This window comes from Pseudomonas sp., from assembly GCF_049301935.1.
Taxonomy (GTDB): Bacteria; Pseudomonadota; Gammaproteobacteria; order Pseudomonadales; family Pseudomonadaceae; genus Aquipseudomonas.
This window is the reverse complement of record NZ_JBAQLP010000062.1, coordinates 27287-45925: the sequence shown is the minus strand read 5'-3', so window position 1 is coordinate 45925 and position 18639 is coordinate 27287. Positions and strand designations below refer to the sequence as shown.

Below are 18639 nucleotides of genomic sequence, written 5' to 3'. Positions count from 1 at the left end.
GACATGAGCGATCTTCTGAGCCGCGAAGAGTACCGAGCCATTGCTGCCCGCCTGAAGATTCAGACGCTGAGCTTTATCGACGGCGAATTCCGTCCGGCACTGTCCGGCAAGACCCTGCCGACCATCAATCCGGCTACTGGCGAAGTCCTGGCCGAGATCGCCGCCTGCGGCACCGAGGATGTCGACTTGGCGGTGCAGAAAGCCCGCGCAGCGTTCGAAGACGGTCGCTGGAGCCGCCTGCACCCGCGTGAGCGCAAGGAAACCCTGCTTCGCCTTGCCGAGTTGATGGAGCGCGATCGCCGCGAGCTGGCGGTACTGGAAAGTCTCGATTCGGGCAAACCGATCGCCGATTGCGAGACCATCGACGTGCCCGAAACCATCCACGTGATGAAGTGGCACGCGGAACTGATCGACAAAATCTACGACCAGACTGCGCCGGTAGGCTCGGACGTGGTGGCTATGGTGGTGCGCGAGCCAATTGGTGTGGTCGGCGCCGTACTGCCCTGGAACTTTCCGCTGCTGATGCTCGGCTGGAAGCTGGGGCCGTCATTGGCGGCGGGCTGCTCGGTGGTGGTCAAGCCGGCAACCCAGACCTCGTTGACGGCGCTGCGTATCGCCGAGCTGGCCAAGGAGGCGGGTGTGCCGAGTGGCGTGCTGAACGTCGTCACCGGTCATGGTTCGGTAGCCGGTGCAGCATTGGGCCGTCACCCGGATGTCGACATGGTGGCCTTCACCGGTTCGACCGAGACCGGTCGCCGTTTTCTGCATTACGCAGCCGAGTCCAACCTGAAAGAGGTGGTACTCGAGTGCGGCGGCAAGAACCCGTGCATCGTGCTCGATGACGCCGAAGACCTGGATACGGTGGCAGCTCAGGTGGTGTCCGCGGCGTTCTGGAACATGGGCGAAAACTGTTCTGCCGGTTCGCGTCTGATCGTGCATGAAAAGATCAAGGACGAGCTGCTGGAGCGCGTCTGCGCCAAGGCGGCCGAGTGGCGCACCGGTGACCCGCTGGACCCGGCCAATCAACTGGGCGCGCTGATCGACAAGGGGCACTTCGAGAAGGTCACCAGCTACTTGCGTCAGGGCAAGGAAGCCGGCCACAGGCTGCTGCTCGGTGGTGAAGCGCTGGAAGGAAATTTTGTACCGCCGACTATCTTCGATGGCGTGCGTAGCAGCGATGCTCTGGCGCGCGAAGAGATCTTTGGCCCGGTCTTAGCGGTCGTGACCGTCTCCAGCTTCGATGAGGCGATCGCGGTGGCCAACGACAGCGACTACGGACTGGCAGCCTCGGTGTTCACCGCCAACTCGCGCAAGGCGTTGCGTGCAGCACGCGCGATTCGGGCGGGCACCGTCACCGTCAACTGCTTCGGCGAAGGCGATATCACCACGCCGTTCGGCGGTTACAAGCAGTCGGGCTTCGGCGGTCGCGATAACTCGATCCATGCCCACGATCAGTACACCGAACTCAAGACGATCTGGATCAGTCTGGGTGACGAGCTGATCGAAGGCTGAGTGCCGCTGTGGAGAGCGTAGGATGGGGCGCCGCCAATCCGCGGATTTGACCCTGTGGTGGCTGCGGAGAGATGGCCGCCCCATCCTGCGATTTCGATTCCTCTCAAGACCCGCGGGAGCAGAGTACGGCTCCCGTGTCTCGCTTCGCTGTCATTCTGGCAGGATGATTTATGAGCAAAACACTGAAGGTCAGGCGTCTACCCAAGGATACAGGCCCAGCGGCGTGGAACGCGATTCTGTCGCCGGCGCCGGCCTATCCGCAGGTCGATCAGGATATCGAAGCAGACTGGGCGGTGGTCGGCGGCGGCTTCGCCGGGCTCGCGGCGGCACGCCGCCTGAGCCAGCTGGTTCCCGGCGAGCGTATCGTGGTGCTGGAGGCGGGGCGCCTGGCTGAAGGGCCGGCGGGCCGTAACAGCGGTTTCATGATCGATCTGCCCCACGAGTTGAATTCCGAGACCTACGCCGGCGCCAAGGATGCCGATCTCAGGCAGATCCGCCTGAATCGCCACGCCATCGAGTTTGCGCGGCAGACGGCTGTGGCGGCCGGCATGCCGAAGGCCGTGTTCGATCAGTGCGGCAAGGTCACTGGTGCGGCTTCGGACAAGGGCGAGCACCATATCGACACCTACAGCCGGCATTTGGCCTCGCTGGGTGAAGATTTCAGATTCATGGATACGGCCGAGATGAAAGCCTGGACCGGCACGGAGTTCTATCGCCGTGGCCTGTTCACGCCCCATTCGGTGATGATCCAGCCGGCGGCCTATATACGCATGTCCGCCGCCGAGCTGAGTCAGCGGGTGTCCATCTATGAGCACAGTCCGGTGCTGTCGATGGACCTCGGTGACAGGCATGTCTTGCACACCCCGAAGGGGAGAGTGCGCGCACGCAGCGTCATCCTCGGAGTAAACGGCCATATCCAGTCGTTCGGCTATTTTCCGCACCGGCTGTTGCACGTCTTCACCTACGCATCGATGACGCGCGCGCTGACGGAGGCCGAGGTCAAGCGCCTGGGCGGTGCCCCTGACTGGGGCCTGCTGCCTGCCGATCCGATGGGGACGACGGTTCGCAGGGTGTCGAACTACGACGGCAGCGGGCACCGCATCACCGTGCGCAACCACTTCACGCTGAATCAGTCGATGGAAATCGGCGAGCGGAATATCCGCCAGGCCGCCAAGCTCCATGACAGAGCGTTCTCGGCCCGTTTCCCGATGCTGGAAGGTGTGCCCATGGAGCATCGCTGGGGCGGCCGGCTCTGCTTGTCGTTGAACTCGGTGCCGGCATTCGGTGAGCAGGACGAGCGCGTGTTCTCGGCTGCCTGCCAGAACGGCCTTGGCACGGTAAAGGGGACGTTGTCGGGGATGTTGGCGGCAGAGTTGGCGGTCAATGGTCGTTCGCCAATGCTGGATGAGTTCCAGGACTGTGCCCCGCCCAGCCGATTGCCGCCGGAGCCGTTTCTATCGCTTGGCGCAAACATGACGATGCGCTGGAAGGAGTGGCAGGCCGGTATCGAGCTGTAAACGACGTAATGCCCTAACGCTTCAACCTGCCCGTAACTGCCTGGAGGCCGATGTGACTCAGTATTGGACGGCAAGGACGGCTTTCCTTGACGGCGTGCGAGCGCTGATGCCCATGGTCCCGGGGGTAATCCCCTTTGGGCTGGTGACCGGGGTCATGGCCGTCGAGCAGGGCTTGTCGCCCCTAGCCACCCTGGGCATGACCCTGTTGTTTTACGCCGGTTCGGCGCAGATGGCGGCCTTGCAGTTGCTGCGTCAGGACGCCTTTGCCCTGGTGATCGTACTGACCGTGTTGGTGATCAACCTGCGGTTTTTCATGTACAGCGCCTCCCTGGCGCCATACCTACATCATCTGTCCTGGCGCTGGAAATGGCCGCTGTCGTACATGCTGTCGGATCAGGCATACGCGCTCAGCATTCTGAAACTGTCGTCCGGTGAAATGGCCCGCGTGGGGCACTGGTACTATGCCGGCAGTGCGTTAAGTATGTGGCTGAGTTGGCAGCTATCGGTGATGGTTGGGGTCTTCCTCGGCGCCGGAATTCCAGCCAGCTGGTCGCTGGAATTCGCCATACCGCTGTCATTTCTGGCTCTGCTGGTGCCGGCGATCCGCAACTGCGCCAGCCTCGCCGCCGCCTGTGTCGGCGGCGTGGTCGCGGTGCTGGCCATGGGGCTGCCGTACAACCTTGGCCTGTTACTCGCATCCTTGTGCGGCGTTTTTAGCGGGCTGATCGTCGAGCGTTATCGCCAGGCATGTGGAGCATCCATCGCCGGGAAGGACGAATGATGGCGGATCAGTCGCTCTGGGCGTTGTTCCTGGCCATTGGCTTTGGCACCTTTGCGTTACGCCTCTCCTTTATTCAGGCTTACGGCCGGCTACGCATTCCTCTCTGGTTGCATCAAGCGCTTGCCTATGTACCGGCGAGCGTGCTGGCCGCGCTGGTGTTGCCGGCGGTGATCTATCCCGGCGCTGACGCTCAGTTCGATCTCGGCAATGGACGTGTGCTGGCCGCTGTGGTGGCTACGCTGGTGGCCTGGAAAACGCGCAATATCCTGCTCACCCTGGCTGCCGGGATGGGAACGCTCTGGTTGCAGCAGTCACTCGTTTAGAGCGCGTTGGGCTCGCTGGCTTAGCGACGTCTATCCAGCAACTCAATCAAGTTGGAACTGCCGGGCGCTGCGGCTCAGCGCCTAGGCCTTGGCGGACAGTCCCTGGGTGTGCCGTTCAAGCGTCAGGCGCAGGCCTTTGGTCTCGCCGGTATGCAGGTTGATATCGTCCATCTTCGCGGCGATGTCTTCGGTGGTGCTGGAGATTTCCTCGATAGCCACCACCTGACCGGCATACCGCTGGTTCTCCGCGGCCAGGGAGCGGCAGGCACAAAAAAACCAGCCAGCAGGTTTTTATATGAGTGATATCGAGCGTGCCGAGCAATAGCCTGGCGAAGGTTTAACGACGTGTAACTAAACCTGCTGCATCAGCCATTCGCGCAGCCGGCAGCAGGCCTCGTCGTCTTCTCTGTCCTCGCGGAAGGTGAGGTAGTGTAGGCTTTCGCGATGCACGACTTCTTCGGCAACCGGGCGTACCAGCAGTCCTTGTTCGACCAGATGGCCGACCAGGTGATTCCAGCCCAGCGCCACGCCCTGATGGCTGAGCACCATCTGGATCAGCATGTTGTAGTCGTTGGCGTTGAAGAAGTGCGGGCTGTCGTGGGCGCGGGTTTCGATATCGATATCGTTGAACGCCAGCCAGACGCCCCAGTCGACGTGCTCGGCGACCTGCGAGCGGCCATAGGGGCTGAGGTTGAGCAGCACGCTGTCGCGCAGGCCTCCGAGGCTGCTCAGTTCTGGATGCTGCTCGAGATACCGCGGTGTACAGACCGGGTAGATGACATCGTGGAACAGCGCCGTGCTGCGGTAGCCCTCATGCACCTTGGCCATCTTGGTGATGAAGATGTCCGGGCGCACGCCGGGTTCCATCGACAGGAAGTTTTGCGTGGTGATCAGGTTGAGGTCGATATCCGGGTTGGCGCCGAAGAAGCTCGGCAGGCGATGGGCCAGCCATAGTGCGGAAAATGCCGGCGAGCAGCACAGGGTCAACACCCGTTTGCCGGCGTTGTGGCTGCGGATGCGCTCGGCGGCCTGGGCGATATTGACGAAGGACAATTGCACTGCGTCGTAGAAGATCGAGCCGGCGGTGGTCAGCTCCACGGCGCGGCCGGCGCGAGTAAAAAGCTCGGCGCCGAGGTAGCCCTCCAGCTCGCGGATCTGCCGGCTGATGGCCGCCTGGGTCACACAGAGGGCTTCTGCGGCTCGGGTAAAGTTCTGGTACTTGGCCGCGGCGATAAAGGATTTTACCGCCCGCAGTGACGGCATCTTGATCAGCGACTGATCGGGTTCGGTGTGTATGACCATAACTACAGGTATTCAATATCCTGAATAAAAAGTCGATTCTGCTGACTATAGCCGGACTCTAGACTTCAAGGGCGGCGACTGCTGATGCACTTCCTAAAATGGCCTCGGAGAGTATCCGAAAAGTGATATTCAAGGAAACTCCGGAACAGTCGCATGCGCTTTGCTGAAATGCTGTTTACACCGCTCCAGGGCCCTGCCTCTTGATTTGGGTGGAGTTTAGGGTGTTGAACAGGCCGGTAAATCTAATAGCCACAGGGCGAGCGCTTTGTGGGAGGCACGGGGCTTGTATGTGTTATCTCTGATCGACCGGCTCTTTTAACAAGGTCTACAACGTTCACTTTCGCTCGCCGGCTGGAAGGCTTGGGGCGCTGACTTCCGATGGAGTTGCCTGCGTGATGAAATCGTCGTTCGAGAGCGTCCTGAAGGACAAGAACCGGGTGCACCTGGAGCGGGTGCCGTGTGGCGAGTCGAATATGGAGGTGCAGCATGTTGCCTTCGTGCTGTTGGACCACTTCTCGATGATGGCCTTTACCGGTGCCGTGGACGCCCTGGTCACGGCCAACCTGATGAGCGCCACGCCGCTCTACGAAGTGCTGGTGGTCGGTGGCGATCAGGATGTAGTGGTCAGCGATCTGGGCATTGTCATCTCGGTGGATTGCCGTCTAGCCGATCTGGAGGAGCGTCAGCAGCAGCTGATCGTGATCTGTGGCGGCTTTCGTGTGCAATTACAGGCAAGTCCGTTGCTCAGAACCAAGCTGCGCCAGGCCGATGCCGCCGGTGCCATGCTCGGCGGATTATGGAATGGCGCCTACTTCATGGCGGAAGCAGGGCTGCTGGACGGCTACGAATGCGCCTTTCACCCCGATGGCCGGGTGATGATGACCGAGCTGTTTCCCAAGGTTAGGGTGACCGGCCATTCCCATGTGGTCGATCGGGGGCGGATCAGCTGCGCGGGGGCCAACAGCTCTCTGGGCATGATGCTGGAGGTGGTGCGCCGAGACACGCGGCAGGAGTTGGTCAGCGCGGTTGAGGAAGTGTTGAGTTGCGACAAGATGCGCGAGACCTTCGACGTTTCCGTGGTTTCGATCGACATCGAGCCGACCTTGCCACAATCGCTGAAAACCGCACTGGAGCTGATGCACAGCAATATCGAAGACCCTATCGGGATCGGCGAGATCGCGCAGTATGCGGGTATTTCCAGGCGCCACCTGGAGCGTCTGTTTTGCCAGCATGTGAAGGCGACGCCGCCGCGTTACTACCTGGAGTTGCGGCTGACCAACGCGCGCCAGTTGCTGCAGTACACCAATAAGTCCTTACTCGAAGTCTCCATTGCCAGCGGCTTCGTGACCTCCTCGCATTTCCAGCGCCGCTTTCGAGATATGTTTGGTACCGCCCCCGGGCAGTTTCGTAAGCGTGCTAACCCCTGAATAAGGAAACGTCCCGTGTGCAAGAGTTCGGAATCCGTTGAGGTATTTTTTGTGTCGGCATCACCGCCTCAACGGATTCTGATTTATGTAGCAAAGCTGATGGCGTTGTTGAGCGAAGCGTGGATGTAGTGGGCAGTTGTGGTAGTCGGTCAAAAAAGATATATGGCTAAGCAGCCCGTGTGAGCAAGCTTTTGCCTGCTCACACGGGCTGTGCCATTTACTGGAAAGGCTTGCCTGCTTTTTTCAACAGCCAGTACAGGATCCAGCACGCCAGCGCTACGGCAATCAACAGCGGCGGAAAGCGCAGCATCAGCACGATGCTCACGACCAATGCCCCGGCTGCCGCCAGTGCGCCAATGAACGCAAACAGACTGAGCAGAAATCGCAATAGAATCATCTCGGTTCTCCAGAGCCTGCCTGAAGCCAGGTAGGCGATAGGTCAGTGGGGTTGAGTTGCGAGCACTTCCAGTTTGCCCGCCAGTGAGGTAGTGCTAGGGGGCAGCGCTTCGCTTTGGGGGTTGGTGGAAGCTGCATCCGTGCTGGAAAAGAACTCTTCGATCACGGCACCGGCATCCTCTCCGCTGTCCTCGAATACGCCGTTGCCAAAGCCACGTCGCGCCGCCTCATCCAGTGCAACCTGATCGAAGCCTGCTCCTTGCCGTTGAGTGTCCAACTCATTAGCAGCCTGCAGCGCCTCGGCCATGTCCATGCCGGTACGCACTGTGAGATCGACGTAGAAGATCGGTGTGCCATGGCTCTGGCGTGTCGACTTGCCACGCAGACGTAGTTCCAGTGGTAAGCAAGCCAGCCGATTGCCGGAAATAGCCTGGAAGTAATGCAGGCGTGCAGCCAGGGTGCGGATGCTGTTGAAACCGGTGGTGCGGAACACAAAGCTGCCCAACGGATCGTCATCACCAATCAGCACGTTCAGCCGGCCGTAAGGTTTACAGGCACCGCCTTTGGCTAACGGACAAGCATCAGGCGAAGGGCAGGGCAGTGATTGCATGCCTTCCTGGGTGACTCGCTTGCAAGTCTCGCCATTGCCTACGCACAACGGCCTGCCAGACTGCCGATCAAACAGCGTGTAGTCTGCACGGAAATTCAACTCAGGTTCGTTGAACAGCAGGCGTACCGGGATGCTGCGCAGTTTGTCCTCCTGGTTTTTACGCAGCTCATCATTGAGCGGATGCAGCAGCCAGCCGTCCTTGCCTTGCACCTGTGAAGTGATGGTGAATTGATCATCCTTTTCCGGCAGACGTTTGCCGTTCTTCTCGATGATCTTGCCGATGGAAATTCGCCCGAGCACCGGCGGGGTGATAGCCAGACCTTTGAGCATGGTGGTTCTCCTGCAAACGAAAAAAGGCCAGCCACGCAGCGCTAACTGCATGGACTGGCCAACGGGAAGGAATGGTTGAGGTTGGGATTAGGCGACCAGGAAGCGCCGGCAGCCTTCCTTGAACTTGGTATAGCGAACCTGCAGGTAGGGCTTGTCCTTCAGCATGCGGTCAACATCGAGCACGTTGCTGTCTTTGGATTTCTTCCAACTGATAAAACCGTGGCTGAACTCCGCGCGTGTGGCTTCGCCCATGGCTTGTTGCAGCATTTGCTTGAGCTGGGCCTCACGGGTTTCTTTCTCGTTGATGGATTGGCGCACGGCCTTGAGTTCCAGGTATGCCGCAGCTAAACCGGCACGGCCACTGAAGTCGACCGTCTGGCCGTTGTCCTCCGGGTAGAGGCAGCGCAGCGCCATTTCAGCTGAAGCAGAACCATCAGCAGGCGGTGGCGTGTCGGTTTCGACGTAGTGCCAGAACTTTCGTTCCAGCTCGATCAGGCGGGCGATCATCTGCTCGTCCCGTTCGATGCGATGGATCTCCAGGATCTGACCGCCTAACAGAACAGCCACGTCGGCGGCTTGCTTACCGGTCACGGCCAACTGGTGCATGACCTGCAATTGCACATACTCGGGTACGCCTTCTTTCCAGAGGCGTGCACCGTTTATGCCGGCGGTCTTGCATTCGAGGATCTGCACATCGTCAGCGCCAATGACCTCGCGGTCGATGTTGGCCAGCATCCAGGGCAGCTCAGGATCAGGATGTTGCAGCACGGCATTGATGCGTCGCACCTTGTTCTTTGTGCGTTTGCTGTAATGCCAGGCCACGACCGGTTCCAGCACATTGCCCCAGTACATCGGGCTTTCTTCATCGTGCGGGTCGGCCTTCGGTAACGTGGTGTCACGACCGGTTTTCTCCATCCATAACTCCAGCTGCGACTTGTAGGGATTTAGGCCCACTGCAGCACCAGCATCCGAACTGCCAATGCCCTGCTTGCGCACCGCCAACCATTCTTCACGCGGTAGTTCCTTGGTACTGATCAAGCGCAGCGCCGGGCGCGACTTGCTGGTGCTGCTCAACGGAGTAGCTGTCATAACGTTCACCTTGCGGAAATAGAAACGCCCGATCAGCAACCAGGCTGATCGGGCGTTATGGGGGGAAGTAAGCGGTCAGGCGACCAGCTGCAGAGCGGTGTCCAGAGCACGTTGTTTGATCTGCGCGCCCTGGCCGAACCAAGCCGAGTCCATGCGGTACTCATTGCTGCGGGCGCGGCGCTCGTGATCGACAAACTCAGTCACAGAATTGAGTAGGCCCCAGGCGGTGCCGCGTGCCGAGTCCAGCTGACTGCCCCGGCCACGGCCCTCGTACAGCTCTTGAACCTTGCGCAGAGCACGCTCGTTGGGTAGCACCTCCGGCAGTGCGCCGGTCGGATTGGTTTCGCACAGCACGTTCATAAAGAAGCCCAGCGCCTCATGCCACTGCACCTTGCGCTCTGCCAGCACGCGCATGCGGTACATAAAGTCGTCCCATTGCGAGACGGCGATGCCGAGCTGTTTCTTCACCACAGTTGAATCAAAGCGCGTGTTGTGCGGCACCTTGATTGCGCGGCTCGTGCCGTCTAGCGCGATGGTCAGGGTGTTGTTGCACACCACGCGAACCGTGGTTGGCGTTGCTGTGGTGGCCAGGGTGCCGTCGCAGGATGTGGCCAGTAGCAGGTAGCCGTTGATCTGGTCGTTACCTTTGAGCGCTGCCCCCTGACCAGTACGCGCCAGCGCCCAGAGCTTGCGGCCACCTTTCAGTACACCAGCCGTTTCCAGCTCGTAGCCAGATACTTCGGTCAGATCCCGGTAGAACTCCAGCACCTCGCGTGGTTGCACGCTGTGGTAGCGGTTGGAAACCACCGAAAGCGGTGCTTTGGTATCCGAGCGAAACAGCACCTTCTGCTCAGGGAATGAGTGGATAGCGCCCAGCGGACCGATGCTGTCCGATTTGAAATGCACAGGGCTTTCCTGGATCTGCCAATCCATGCCGGCTTCGCGTTGCCAGACTTCGATGGGTTGTTTTTGCGTGAGCTGATTGCCCAGGCCATGCCACGGGGTAGCGCCAGCGTAGGCCATTGTTTCGATGAGATGAGCCATGGTTGAGATTCCTTAGGGTGCAGGCCGGCATAAAGCGCCGCGCACAGCGCAGCACCGGCCGGACGACATGGATAGAAAGGTGTGGTCAGATCAGGCCGGCAGGTTGAAGCGATGCCCACAGAGTAGGCAGAGGTTGTGGCCCAATACGTGACGGTCGAGCGACTCACCGAGCTGAGCGCCGAGTGCGTAGCCTCCGACACCGCCGGCCAGGCCGCCGAGAATGGCACCCGACACGGATCCGAGGGTGATGCCGACAGGCCCGGCGAACGCGCCGATAGCTGCGCCCGCTTGACCGCCAGCCAGGGCAGCGCTGACGCCACGAGCAACGCCGCCCACGGTGCCGATGGCCGCGCCGACTTTCATGGCGTGATGGAAAGAAGCGACTTTGGGAGAGTGACAGCGAGGGCACTGCAATGACATGGGGCGAACCTCCTTGGTGGTGATGTCATTGCAGTTATGTGTGTTTGAAAAATTAACGAATGGAATTTTCAGGCAGTGTAGGCGTCGCTGCGCCCGCTACTTTTGCTACAGCTTTAGCAGCTTTAGCAGGTAGCGACGGGGCTGTTGGTTGAAAAAGTGCCGTGCGCTGTTTTTTCTCAGTATTTCAAAAATGTCAAGGTAACCGCTTAAAATAATTTCTGTTTAGTGGTTTGGCTGTTACGACTTCGCCGGCTAGGTACCGTTGAGGTGCCAAAAGGAGGGTCGTATGCAAACAGAAAATTTTGATGATGAGTTGCGAGTGATCCGCATTAGTCGGCTTCAGGTCGTGCTAGGGCTCAGTAGGTCGACTATATATGAGCGTATTAAACCAGGATCAAAATGGTTTGATCCGGATTTTCCTAAACCGTTCAAGATCGGAATCTACGCAGTTGGATGGGATCTGCGGGAGGTAAGAGCATATGTTGAGCTGAAAAAACAGGTGGGGGGATGATGCGTGGCGAGAAGCCTGCACGGCAGCCATCATGGGGTAAGGTGCCGCTCGAACCAAAAGAAGCATCGAATAAACATAACTTACTGGACCCCATCCCAGGTCTGCCGTTCGAAGTTTTTACTGAAGCGATTGATGAGGTGCAGAGAAATATAAAGGCCCCAAGGGAGCTTGGTGTTTGCTCTGCGCTGGCGATGATGTCCCTGGTTGCTCAGGGGCTATATGACGTTAAGTCGCCTCTCGGTAATGTCTGCCCGCTGTCGCTGGCTATTATGGCGATTTCCGGTTCTGGGGATGGAAAAACACCGACGTTTCGTGCGTTGTCTGCAAGTGTATTTAAATATCAAGAAGTGGTCCTTGCAGAACGTGATCTTGAGTATATTAAATATAAGGCTGCTCATGGTATTTGGCTTGAAATTTTAAAGGCACATAAATCTACCTTGAGAAAGTTTGTACAGCGAGGTGAAGATACTGGAAAAATTTCTAGTTTGATCTGTGAGCATCAAGAAAAAGAGCCAAGGCCACCATTGAATCTATTATTTCTTAATGATGATGTGACAGTTCAGGCTTTGTTTAAAACCATGAATGGAGGGTTGTCGTCGGCTGGGTGGATGTCCAGTGAGGCCTCAGGGATTCTGAAAGGAGGTGCGTTTCAGCATTTCGATAAAATTAATTCAGTCTGGAGTGGCGATGGCGTACGTGTAGGTCGTGTCTCAAGTGAGTCTTATCAGGTGTCTGATGCAAGACTTACCCTTTTTTTGATGATGCAGCCTAGTGTTTTTGAATCGTTTAACGAAGTAAAAGGTGATGTTGCAAGAGGGACGGGTTTTATTTCGCGTTGTTTATTTTGTCGGCCTAGATCAACTCAAGGCTCCAGAATTGATGATGGCGCTGAGCAAGGGTGGCAAGCTTGTGAAAGATTTGGAGATAGAGCCGTTATTCTTCTGAAAGAGTATGTTGAGCGTTGTCGTCTTGGTGAAAGTGCCCGCAAGATTATTCGATTGTCGGCACGCGCAAGTATGATCTGGATTGATGTGCGAAATCAGATTGAGAGAGAGATTTCGGAAGAAGGAGTTTATGGGTGGGCGCCGGATCATGCTTCAAAACTTGCAGAAAATATGCTTAGGTTAGCTGCTATATTTCACGTATTTGAGGGGCGTGAGGGAGATATTTCTGAGACGACGATGCTGGCGTCAATTGAGCTTGGTTATTGGTTTTCGCGTCAGTTCAATAAGGTGTTTAGTCCGGATACAATGCTAGAAAACGATGCAAGTGAGCTTCACGCTTGGATAAGGTCAAAAGGTGAATGGCGAATGGATAAAACCTATATTAGGCGTCATGGTCCCAATCGACTTAGAGACTCTGATAGGCTGGAGGAAATATATGAAAAGCTTGTCTGTGATGGGTTGATTCGCCTTGTGCTGGAAGGTAAGAAAGGGGTTGTAATTCTTAATTGAAATGGCTGGGTTCTTATGAGTGTGTATGATTCTGTTGCGAAAATTAAGTCAATTTCATTTGAGGATAGTTTGCACAGGCTACGTGCTGGCTTGCGATACATCTTTTTTAAACGCTGGCCTAAAGAGATGTTTAGCGATTTCTTAAGGAGAGTGTCGACCTTTCTAGAGGCAGATAAGAAGATATCTGAGAAAAGCATTCTTTGGTGTTGGATGAGGGAAGAAGCGGCACGTGGACCTGTTGAGTTGAAAGAGAGGTTTTTTTATGCCTCTCTTTATTATTTGGCTGCGGTCTGTGAATATGATCGAGGGCGAGGAGATGTAGCTGCATCTCTGGCCGCGAGGTCTGCACTTGAGCTCGGCCGGTTTGATGGCTGGCAGCAGTTTATGGCTGTAGTAAATATCTCTTATGACGGTCGTCTTAAAGGCGCACAAGCGGGCAAAGTTATTATGGATGCTTTATATGCTAAGCTTCTCGACTGTATCAGAGGTGGCCCGGTCAATCCAGAATCGGGGTGGTCATGCCATGAAGACGTTATCAAGGATTTTGAATTGAAGCTTGAGAGCTTTCTGGATGAATCATTCAATTCATTTAGCCTTGATATCGGTGATTTTATTATTAGGTCGCTAAAGAATAAAGGTGAGGTAAGGGATTTTTACATGGAGTTTAAAAATAAATAGGTCGTTATCTGCTTATTTTTCTGGCTTATATCGTCTCTGTTGTCAGGTACCCTGCCCAGTCTTGCATTAGTTCTCTGCGCTTATCTAGATAGTCAGACCTGGAGTATGCACCTTCAGTTTGGTCGCGTTCGTCATGCGCAAGTGCCATTTCACAAACTTCACGTGGGTAGTGTGTACGTTCACCTGCCCAGTCGCGAAATGATGAGCGGAAACCATGTCGCGTAATAGATTTATGTCCCATGTCATGTAGTAGGGTGCGGATCGCATTTACATGCATTACACCGCTTTTACCTTGACCAGGGAATAAGAATGGACTTCCTTCTATACGTGGAATATCTCGCAGGCAGTCAATAACCTCGTTAGCAAGTGGTATTACGAAGGCAACGCGCATTTTCATGCGCTCGTCGGGAAGTGACCACGTACGAGCTTCAAAATCAAACTCATCCCAGCGTGCGAATCGCACCATGTGCGCTCGCGCGGCGGTCATGATCAGCAATTGTGCGGCAAGAGATGGTGCTGTCATGTTCGCTTTCAATTGATGCATCAGCTTTGGTACGTCTTGCCACGGCATTGCAGGGAAGTGCTCGCGCTTTCTAGCTTTTTTCTTTTCTGCCCGGCTGAGTAAGTTGTCCAGGTGGCCACGCCACCGTGCTGGGTTTTCTCCGTCACGAAGTCCGCGCGCTTTTGCTGCATCCAGAATTTGTTCGATCTGTCCGCGTACCTCGTCAGCTGTACGGGTTTTGGTGGTCCAGATAGGCTGCAGAATCTTGAGAATATGCGCTGTGTCGATCTGCTCAGCAGCCAGCTTGCGAATATAGGGGAACGCATAGAGCTCTAGCTTGCGCATCCAGCCTTTACGCCACTGCGCAGACCAACTCCCGCTGTGGGCGATCCAGTAATCTGTTGCCAGCACTTCAAACTTGAGCTGTTTTGCCTCTTGGGCTCGCTGAGCCTCGCGCTGGGCTGCGCGCTCCTGATCCCTTGCTGCAAGAGGGTCAACACCCTCTGTCAGGTGACGACGTTTGGCGCTTGCTTCGAGTCGTGCGTTCTTGAGGCTGACCTCTGGGTACGAACCTAAGCCCATTTCCCGGCGGCGACCTGCGAGCTGGAAGCGTAGTAGCCAAGACTTGCGTCCTGTGGGTTTGACGACCAGTCGAAGTCCTTCTCCATCTTCGTAGGTGCCAGGTTCTGTCAGGTTCTCGACCTGTTTCGGATTTAGCTTGCCCATCGTGTCCCTGCCGCGTTGCCATTTCCGCTTGTCCCCCCACTTGTCCCCCCACATTGTCGTCGGATGGGGTTGTATCGCATTGGACTGGGTTGGTTGGGATAATGGCTGTAGCCCTTGATTTATCTAGGCTAGCAGCTTTGGTTTCGGACTGGATAGGATTATTTCGGGCATAAAAAAAACCGGCTTGTGGCCGGTTTTTAGGGGGTAGTCTCAGCTTATTTTTGGTAAGCCGCGACCGCCTTATTAATCAGGTTGCGGGCCTCGTCGGCGCCAGCCCAACCTTCGACCTTGACCCACTTGCCCTTCTCCAGATCTTTGTAGTTCTCGAAGAAGTGCTTGATCTGCTCGATCAGCAGCGGGGGCAGGTCGGTGTATTCCTGAACGTCCTTGTACAGCACGGTCAATTTGTCGTGGGGAACGGCCACCAGCTTGGCATCGCCGCCGGCTTCGTCGCTCATCAGCAGTACGCCGACTGGACGGGCGCGGATCACCGAGCCTGGGGCCACTGGGTAGGGGGTCACGACCAGCACGTCGAGGGGGTCACCGTCGTCGGCCAGGGTGTGCGGGATAAAGCCGTAGTTGGCCGGGTAGAACATCGGGGTGGCCATGAAACGGTCGACCATCAGGCAGTCGCTGTCGTGATCGATTTCGTATTTGATCGGCGCGTGGTTGGCCGGGATCTCGATGGCGACGTAGATGTCGTTCGGCAGGTCTTTACCAGCAGGGATCTTGCTGTAGCTCATGGGGCGACTCCCGAGGGGTGGGCCAAAAAAGTGGCGCGATTATAGGCATATTCCCCAGGGGTTGCTACGCCGGGATGCCTAGCCATTGGTCGCGAACCCACTGTCTTCGGTTCTGACCTGATAGTCGGGGTTGCTGGCCTGCAGCTGCTGCAGGCGCGCCAGCGGGTCCTGGCGGTAGAACAGCTTTAGCTGCGCGTACACCGCCGGGAAGGCCTCGGCGAGCAGGTCCGGGGCGCTGAAGAAGTATTCGCTGGTGACGGCAAAGAACTCTGCCGGGTCTTCGGCGGCGTAAGGGTCGATGGCGGTTTCGGCCTCGGGATTGGTATCCAGTTCGATGTTTAGCTGGTCGAAGGCGCTCTGCATGGCCATGGCCCAGTCCTGCACGACCATAGTGCTGTGCAGCGGCGGCAGGCCGTTGGCGTCGCCGTTAAGCATATCCAGTTTGTGCGCCAGCTCGTGGATCACCAGGTTATAGCCATGCCACTGGCCGCTGGCCTGCACGCCCGGCCAGGCGAGGATCACCGGGCCTTGCTGCCAGGCCTCGCCGCTGTGTTCGGCGTCCCATTCGTGCACCACGCCGCTGGCGTCGCGGTGGCGCTGCGGGCTGACGAAATCGTCCGGGTACAAGACGATTTCATGGAAGCCCTGATACCAGTCAAGGTCGGCCAGGTGCAGCAGCGGCAGCTCGGCCTGCACCGCCAGCAGCAGGCGTGCGTGGCGGTCCAGTTCGACGCCAGGCAGGGCGCTGAGGTGTTTGTGATGCAGAAACAGCACGGCGCGTTCGCGCAGGCGCTGCTGCTCGGCGTCATTCAGACCATCGAGAATCGGCAGCTGCTGCAATACAGCCTGCCACTGCTCACTACTGACGGGGTGACGGGCGAGGATGCGCTGGCGACGCCAGGCGCGGAGCGACCACATGGACTCTGCTCGGATGGTGGAAAGCGCCCACCATAAGCCGGGGACCAGTGCTGGGCAAGTCGGCACAAAGGCTGCAACGGCAGGCTTATCCGCGACCTGGGAGGGCTGCCAATGTCGATCGAGCGTCTGCATCATGCCACCGTCAAACTGCTTTGCGGCCAGGGCCTCGACCTGCCCAGCCAGGCCGCACGGGCGCGCGCGACCTGGCTGCCGGGGCGTGAGGGGCGGGCGCCGGTGTTACTGGTGGCGCTGCTCTGTGCGCGCGAATGCACTGATGTAGTGCGCACCCTGGAGGCGTATCTGGATGGCCTGCTGGCCGATTGCTGTTGCACCCCCAGCGGCTGGAGTGAGGCCCAGGCGGCGCGGCAGGTGCTGGCGGCGTTTAATCAGCAGCTGTTTCGTCAGCGCCAGGCCGGGCGCAGCATTGCGCAGCTGAATGTCGGGCTGTTACTGCTGCAAAACGCCGAGGCGCAGTTTCTCCAGGCTGGCGCCATCGGTTTGCGGCGTTATCAAGGTGACACGGCAACCAGCCTGGTAGGCCGTGATGGCCTGCAATTGGGCGCACAGGCCGAGCTGGCGCTGGTGCAGCACCGCCTGACCCTGAATCCCGGCGAGCTAGTGCTGCTGGCGCCGCAGCCGCTGCTGGATGTGGCGGACCTGCGCGGCTTTCATGGCGCAGGCGAGGCGCTGGGCAGTGATCCATTAGCGCAGCTGCTGGCGCCGCTGTTGCAGGCCCCTGGCGCGGCGGTGTTATTGCTGCCGGGCGAAGCCGACAGCGTGCCAGAGCTGGCCCCGCGCAAGCCCTGGCGGGCGGTGAGCAATGCGCAGCCTGGCCTGCAGCTGGATGGCTGGGTGCTGCTCTCGGCTTGTCCCTACGGCCCGCCTGGGCGGGTGTTTCGCGCCACGGATCCACGGGGTCGTGAGGCCATGTTGTGGCTGGCCGAACAGGCCGCGGATGAGGCCTTCTGGCAGCGTGAGTGGGCGCTGCGGCGCAGCCCGGTGGCCAGCCTGGCGCAGGTGCTGTCTTCGCATCAGCCGCGCGAGCATGCCTTCTGGTTATTTGAGCCGGCGGGCAAGGGCATGCGCAGCCTGATCGACTGGGTGGCGGCCCATGGCCCGGTGGACGGTGTGACGGTGCTGGCCGTGCTTGAACAATTGATTGCCGCCGTACGTGGCCTACAACGCCGGGGCATGCAGGGGCTGTGGCTGGACCCACGCAATATTCTGTTGGATGACGGCGGTCGGCTGCTGTTGCTGCCTGAATATGCCGTGCTGTTGCCCGGCGTGCCGCCGCAGAAACTGCCTGAACAGGCGGTGCCGCTGGCCCCTGAGGTACGTGGTGGGCAGGCCGTGGATGGCCGCGCCGACCAGTTTGCCCTGGCGGCGTTGGCCTATTGGCTGTTCTGCGGGCGCTGGCCCGAGGCGGCGCAGGCGGATGCGGGTATTCACAGCCGTTATGTGCCGTTGGCGCAGTTCAGCGTGCAGGTGCCGGTCGGTTGGGATGGTGTACTGGCGCGGGCGCTGGCGCCCAGGCCGCAGGTGCGCTTCGAGGCGCTGTCGGAGTTTGAGCAGGCATTGCGTCAGCCGTTACTGCATCAACCGGCAGCCACGCGCCGCACGCGGCACTATCGGCAGAGCTGGCAACTGGCCGCGTTGGGTTTGCTGGTTTTACAGCTTGGGATTGGTTTGTGGCTTAGCCTGGAAGGCTGAGGGGCTGAGCCAGCGGCGCGCTGTGCGTCGCTGGCTGGGCCGGTTACGGCGCAGTGAAGTCTTCGGTGATCGGCAGGACAAAGCTCTTGAACTCGGTGTCTTCCTTGAAACCGATGGATTCGTAGAGCTTGTGCGCGACCTCGTTGTTGATGCTGGAGGCCACCCGCAGGCGTACGGCGTTGGTTTCCTTGGCCATCTGCTTGGCGGTCTGGATCAGGCGGTCGGCCACCAGCTGACGGCGCGCGTCCTGGCAGACATAGATGTCGTTGAGAATCCATACGCGCTTGAGTGACAGCGAAGAGAAGCTCGAATAGAGCTGGCAGAAGCCGAGAATTTTATCTTCATCGTCAGCCATGGCCAGGTAGATCACTGATTCCTTGCGGCTGATGCGCTTTTCCAGAAAGGCGCGCGAGGAGTCGGGGTAGGGCAGCTGGCCAAAGTGTTCGCGGTAATTGACGAACAGTGGCGTGAGTTGATCCAAATGCTCCAGGGTCGCTTGGACGATGCGCATGGTGAGCCTCTACTTAAAGTCATGTGGATGGCTTCGGCAACACGGCAGCGCTGCCTGCGAACGACCCCGATGCTGCCTAAAGCTTTTGGAAAGTGCAATCCAAACAAGCGTTTGGTTGTAGTTTGCGGAAATTTC

At 58.3% G+C, this 18639-nt stretch carries 20 protein-coding genes; 9 read left to right on the top strand and 11 right to left on the bottom strand.

Annotated features, from left to right (window positions below; all coding sequences use genetic code 11):
• Window positions 1-3: 3 nt before the first annotated feature.
• From WA145_RS09575 to WA145_RS09560, 4 genes are all read left to right on the top strand, one after another.
• Window positions 4-1512, top strand: coding sequence for an aldehyde dehydrogenase (locus WA145_RS09575; RefSeq protein WP_422581360.1), 1509 nt, complete (start codon window positions 4-6; stop codon window positions 1510-1512).
• A gap of 170 nt (window positions 1513-1682) precedes the next feature.
• On the top strand, window positions 1683-3029 hold the full coding sequence (locus tag WA145_RS09570; RefSeq protein WP_422581359.1) for an NAD(P)/FAD-dependent oxidoreductase: 1347 nt from the start codon (window positions 1683-1685) through the stop codon (window positions 3027-3029).
• A 106-nt stretch (window positions 3030-3135) separates the two neighbouring features.
• On the top strand, window positions 3136-3810 hold the full coding sequence (locus tag WA145_RS09565; protein ID WP_422581358.1) for an AzlC family ABC transporter permease: 675 nt from the start codon (window positions 3136-3138) through the stop codon (window positions 3808-3810).
• Window positions 3810-4133 (top strand): AzlD domain-containing protein, encoded by a 324-nt coding sequence (locus WA145_RS09560; RefSeq protein WP_422581357.1) that lies wholly within the window; start codon window positions 3810-3812, stop codon window positions 4131-4133. Before WA145_RS09565 ends, WA145_RS09560 begins: the two co-directional genes overlap by 1 nt.
• Before the next feature lie 81 nt (window positions 4134-4214).
• Here the strand turns inward: WA145_RS09560 and WA145_RS09555 are convergent, their stop codons facing one another.
• Window positions 4215-4352: a hypothetical protein gene (locus WA145_RS09555; RefSeq protein WP_422581356.1), complete on the bottom strand. Its 138-nt coding sequence runs from the start codon at window positions 4350-4352 to the stop codon at window positions 4215-4217.
• 132 nt (window positions 4353-4484) lie between these two features.
• A complete protein-coding gene (locus tag WA145_RS09550) occupies window positions 4485-5435 on the bottom strand; it encodes a LysR family transcriptional regulator (protein WP_422581355.1) in 951 nt (316 codons plus the stop codon).
• 395 nt (window positions 5436-5830) lie between these two features.
• Between WA145_RS09550 and WA145_RS09545 the strand changes: the two genes are divergently transcribed.
• Complete coding sequence (locus WA145_RS09545; protein ID WP_422581354.1) at window positions 5831-6862, top strand: GlxA family transcriptional regulator; 1032 nt, start codon at window positions 5831-5833, stop codon at window positions 6860-6862.
• Between the two features lie 217 nt (window positions 6863-7079).
• Here WA145_RS09545 and WA145_RS09540 read toward each other — a convergent pair whose 3' ends face one another.
• The 5 genes from WA145_RS09540 to WA145_RS09520 all read right to left on the bottom strand — a co-directional run bounded on the left by WA145_RS09540 (window position 7080) and on the right by WA145_RS09520 (window position 10751).
• On the bottom strand, window positions 7080-7259 hold the full coding sequence (locus tag WA145_RS09540; RefSeq protein WP_422581353.1) for a hypothetical protein: 180 nt from the start codon (window positions 7257-7259) through the stop codon (window positions 7080-7082).
• Between the two features lie 42 nt (window positions 7260-7301).
• A complete protein-coding gene (locus WA145_RS09535; RefSeq protein WP_422581352.1) occupies window positions 7302-8198 on the bottom strand; it encodes a hydrolase or metal-binding protein in 897 nt (298 codons plus the stop codon).
• A gap of 87 nt (window positions 8199-8285) precedes the next feature.
• Entirely contained in the window at window positions 8286-9287 is a 1002-nt protein-coding gene (locus WA145_RS09530) for a YqaJ viral recombinase family protein (protein WP_422581351.1), read from the bottom strand.
• A gap of 75 nt (window positions 9288-9362) precedes the next feature.
• On the bottom strand, window positions 9363-10331 hold the full coding sequence (locus tag WA145_RS09525; protein WP_422581350.1) for a DUF932 domain-containing protein: 969 nt from the start codon (window positions 10329-10331) through the stop codon (window positions 9363-9365).
• 90 nt (window positions 10332-10421) lie between these two features.
• Window positions 10422-10751 carry a hypothetical protein gene (locus tag WA145_RS09520; RefSeq protein WP_422581349.1) on the bottom strand — a complete coding sequence of 110 codons (330 nt, stop codon included), beginning with the start codon at window positions 10749-10751 and terminating at the stop codon, window positions 10422-10424.
• A 286-nt stretch (window positions 10752-11037) separates the two neighbouring features.
• Between WA145_RS09520 and WA145_RS09515 the strand changes: the two genes are divergently transcribed.
• The 3 genes from WA145_RS09515 to WA145_RS09505 are packed head-to-tail and all read left to right on the top strand — an operon-like array spanning window position 11038 to window position 13394.
• Window positions 11038-11262: a helix-turn-helix transcriptional regulator gene (locus WA145_RS09515; protein WP_422581348.1), complete on the top strand. Its 225-nt coding sequence runs from the start codon at window positions 11038-11040 to the stop codon at window positions 11260-11262.
• Entirely contained in the window at window positions 11262-12716 is a 1455-nt protein-coding gene (locus WA145_RS09510; RefSeq protein ID WP_422581347.1) for a YfjI family protein, read from the top strand. Before WA145_RS09515 ends, WA145_RS09510 begins: the two co-directional genes overlap by 1 nt.
• A 15-nt stretch (window positions 12717-12731) precedes the next feature.
• Window positions 12732-13394, top strand: coding sequence for a hypothetical protein (locus tag WA145_RS09505; RefSeq protein ID WP_422581346.1), 663 nt, complete (start codon window positions 12732-12734; stop codon window positions 13392-13394).
• Between the two features lie 25 nt (window positions 13395-13419).
• On the opposite strand, the gene WA145_RS09500 is transcribed toward WA145_RS09505, so the two are convergent.
• The 3 genes from WA145_RS09500 to WA145_RS09490 form a co-directional block, all read right to left on the bottom strand.
• Complete coding sequence (locus tag WA145_RS09500; protein ID WP_422581345.1) at window positions 13420-14622, bottom strand: tyrosine-type recombinase/integrase; 1203 nt, start codon at window positions 14620-14622, stop codon at window positions 13420-13422.
• A 215-nt stretch (window positions 14623-14837) separates the two neighbouring features.
• On the bottom strand, window positions 14838-15365 hold the full coding sequence (gene ppa / locus WA145_RS09495) for an inorganic diphosphatase (protein ID WP_160016157.1): 528 nt from the start codon (window positions 15363-15365) through the stop codon (window positions 14838-14840).
• Window positions 15366-15443: 78 nt separating this feature from the next.
• Complete coding sequence (locus tag WA145_RS09490; protein ID WP_422581344.1) at window positions 15444-16283, bottom strand: zinc-dependent peptidase; 840 nt, start codon at window positions 16281-16283, stop codon at window positions 15444-15446.
• A gap of 111 nt (window positions 16284-16394) precedes the next feature.
• Here WA145_RS09490 and WA145_RS09485 point away from each other — a divergent pair, with 111 nt between their 5' ends.
• On the top strand, window positions 16395-17993 hold the full coding sequence (locus WA145_RS09485) for a protein kinase (RefSeq protein ID WP_422581343.1): 1599 nt from the start codon (window positions 16395-16397) through the stop codon (window positions 17991-17993).
• A 43-nt stretch (window positions 17994-18036) separates the two neighbouring features.
• Here the strand turns inward: WA145_RS09485 and WA145_RS09480 are convergent, their stop codons facing one another.
• Window positions 18037-18504 carry a GNAT family N-acetyltransferase gene (locus tag WA145_RS09480; protein ID WP_422581342.1) on the bottom strand — a complete coding sequence of 156 codons (468 nt, stop codon included), beginning with the start codon at window positions 18502-18504 and terminating at the stop codon, window positions 18037-18039.
• Window positions 18505-18639: the final 135 nt, after the last annotated feature.

Excerpts from the sequence above, each read along its gene's own strand:
- WA145_RS09575 (WP_422581360.1), top strand. The coding sequence starts at position 4 with ATGAGCGATCTTCTGAGCCGCGAAGAGTACCGAGCCATTGCTGCCCGC.
- WA145_RS09570 (WP_422581359.1), top strand. The coding sequence starts at position 1,683 with ATGAGCAAAACACTGAAGGTCAGGCGTCTACCCAAGGATACAGGCCCA.
- WA145_RS09565 (WP_422581358.1), top strand. The coding sequence starts at position 3,136 with ATGCCCATGGTCCCGGGGGTAATCCCCTTTGGGCTGGTGACCGGGGTC.
- WA145_RS09560 (WP_422581357.1), top strand. The coding sequence starts at position 3,810 with ATGGCGGATCAGTCGCTCTGGGCGTTGTTCCTGGCCATTGGCTTTGGC.
- WA145_RS09550 (WP_422581355.1), bottom strand. The coding sequence starts at position 5,435 with ATGGTCATACACACCGAACCCGATCAGTCGCTGATCAAGATGCCGTCA.
- WA145_RS09545 (WP_422581354.1), top strand. The coding sequence starts at position 5,831 with ATGAAATCGTCGTTCGAGAGCGTCCTGAAGGACAAGAACCGGGTGCAC.
- WA145_RS09540 (WP_422581353.1), bottom strand. The coding sequence starts at position 7,259 with ATGATTCTATTGCGATTTCTGCTCAGTCTGTTTGCGTTCATTGGCGCA.
- WA145_RS09535 (WP_422581352.1), bottom strand. The coding sequence starts at position 8,198 with ATGCTCAAAGGTCTGGCTATCACCCCGCCGGTGCTCGGGCGAATTTCC.
- WA145_RS09530 (WP_422581351.1), bottom strand. The coding sequence starts at position 9,287 with ATGACAGCTACTCCGTTGAGCAGCACCAGCAAGTCGCGCCCGGCGCTG.
- WA145_RS09525 (WP_422581350.1), bottom strand. The coding sequence starts at position 10,331 with ATGGCTCATCTCATCGAAACAATGGCCTACGCTGGCGCTACCCCGTGG.
- WA145_RS09520 (WP_422581349.1), bottom strand. The coding sequence starts at position 10,751 with ATGTCATTGCAGTGCCCTCGCTGTCACTCTCCCAAAGTCGCTTCTTTC.
- WA145_RS09515 (WP_422581348.1), top strand. The coding sequence starts at position 11,038 with ATGCAAACAGAAAATTTTGATGATGAGTTGCGAGTGATCCGCATTAGT.
- WA145_RS09510 (WP_422581347.1), top strand. The coding sequence starts at position 11,262 with ATGCGTGGCGAGAAGCCTGCACGGCAGCCATCATGGGGTAAGGTGCCG.
- WA145_RS09505 (WP_422581346.1), top strand. The coding sequence starts at position 12,732 with ATGAGTGTGTATGATTCTGTTGCGAAAATTAAGTCAATTTCATTTGAG.
- WA145_RS09500 (WP_422581345.1), bottom strand. The coding sequence starts at position 14,622 with ATGGGCAAGCTAAATCCGAAACAGGTCGAGAACCTGACAGAACCTGGC.
- ppa (WP_160016157.1), bottom strand. The coding sequence starts at position 15,365 with ATGAGCTACAGCAAGATCCCTGCTGGTAAAGACCTGCCGAACGACATC.
- WA145_RS09490 (WP_422581344.1), bottom strand. The coding sequence starts at position 16,283 with ATGTGGTCGCTCCGCGCCTGGCGTCGCCAGCGCATCCTCGCCCGTCAC.
- WA145_RS09485 (WP_422581343.1), top strand. The coding sequence starts at position 16,395 with ATGTCGATCGAGCGTCTGCATCATGCCACCGTCAAACTGCTTTGCGGC.
- WA145_RS09480 (WP_422581342.1), bottom strand. The coding sequence starts at position 18,504 with ATGCGCATCGTCCAAGCGACCCTGGAGCATTTGGATCAACTCACGCCA.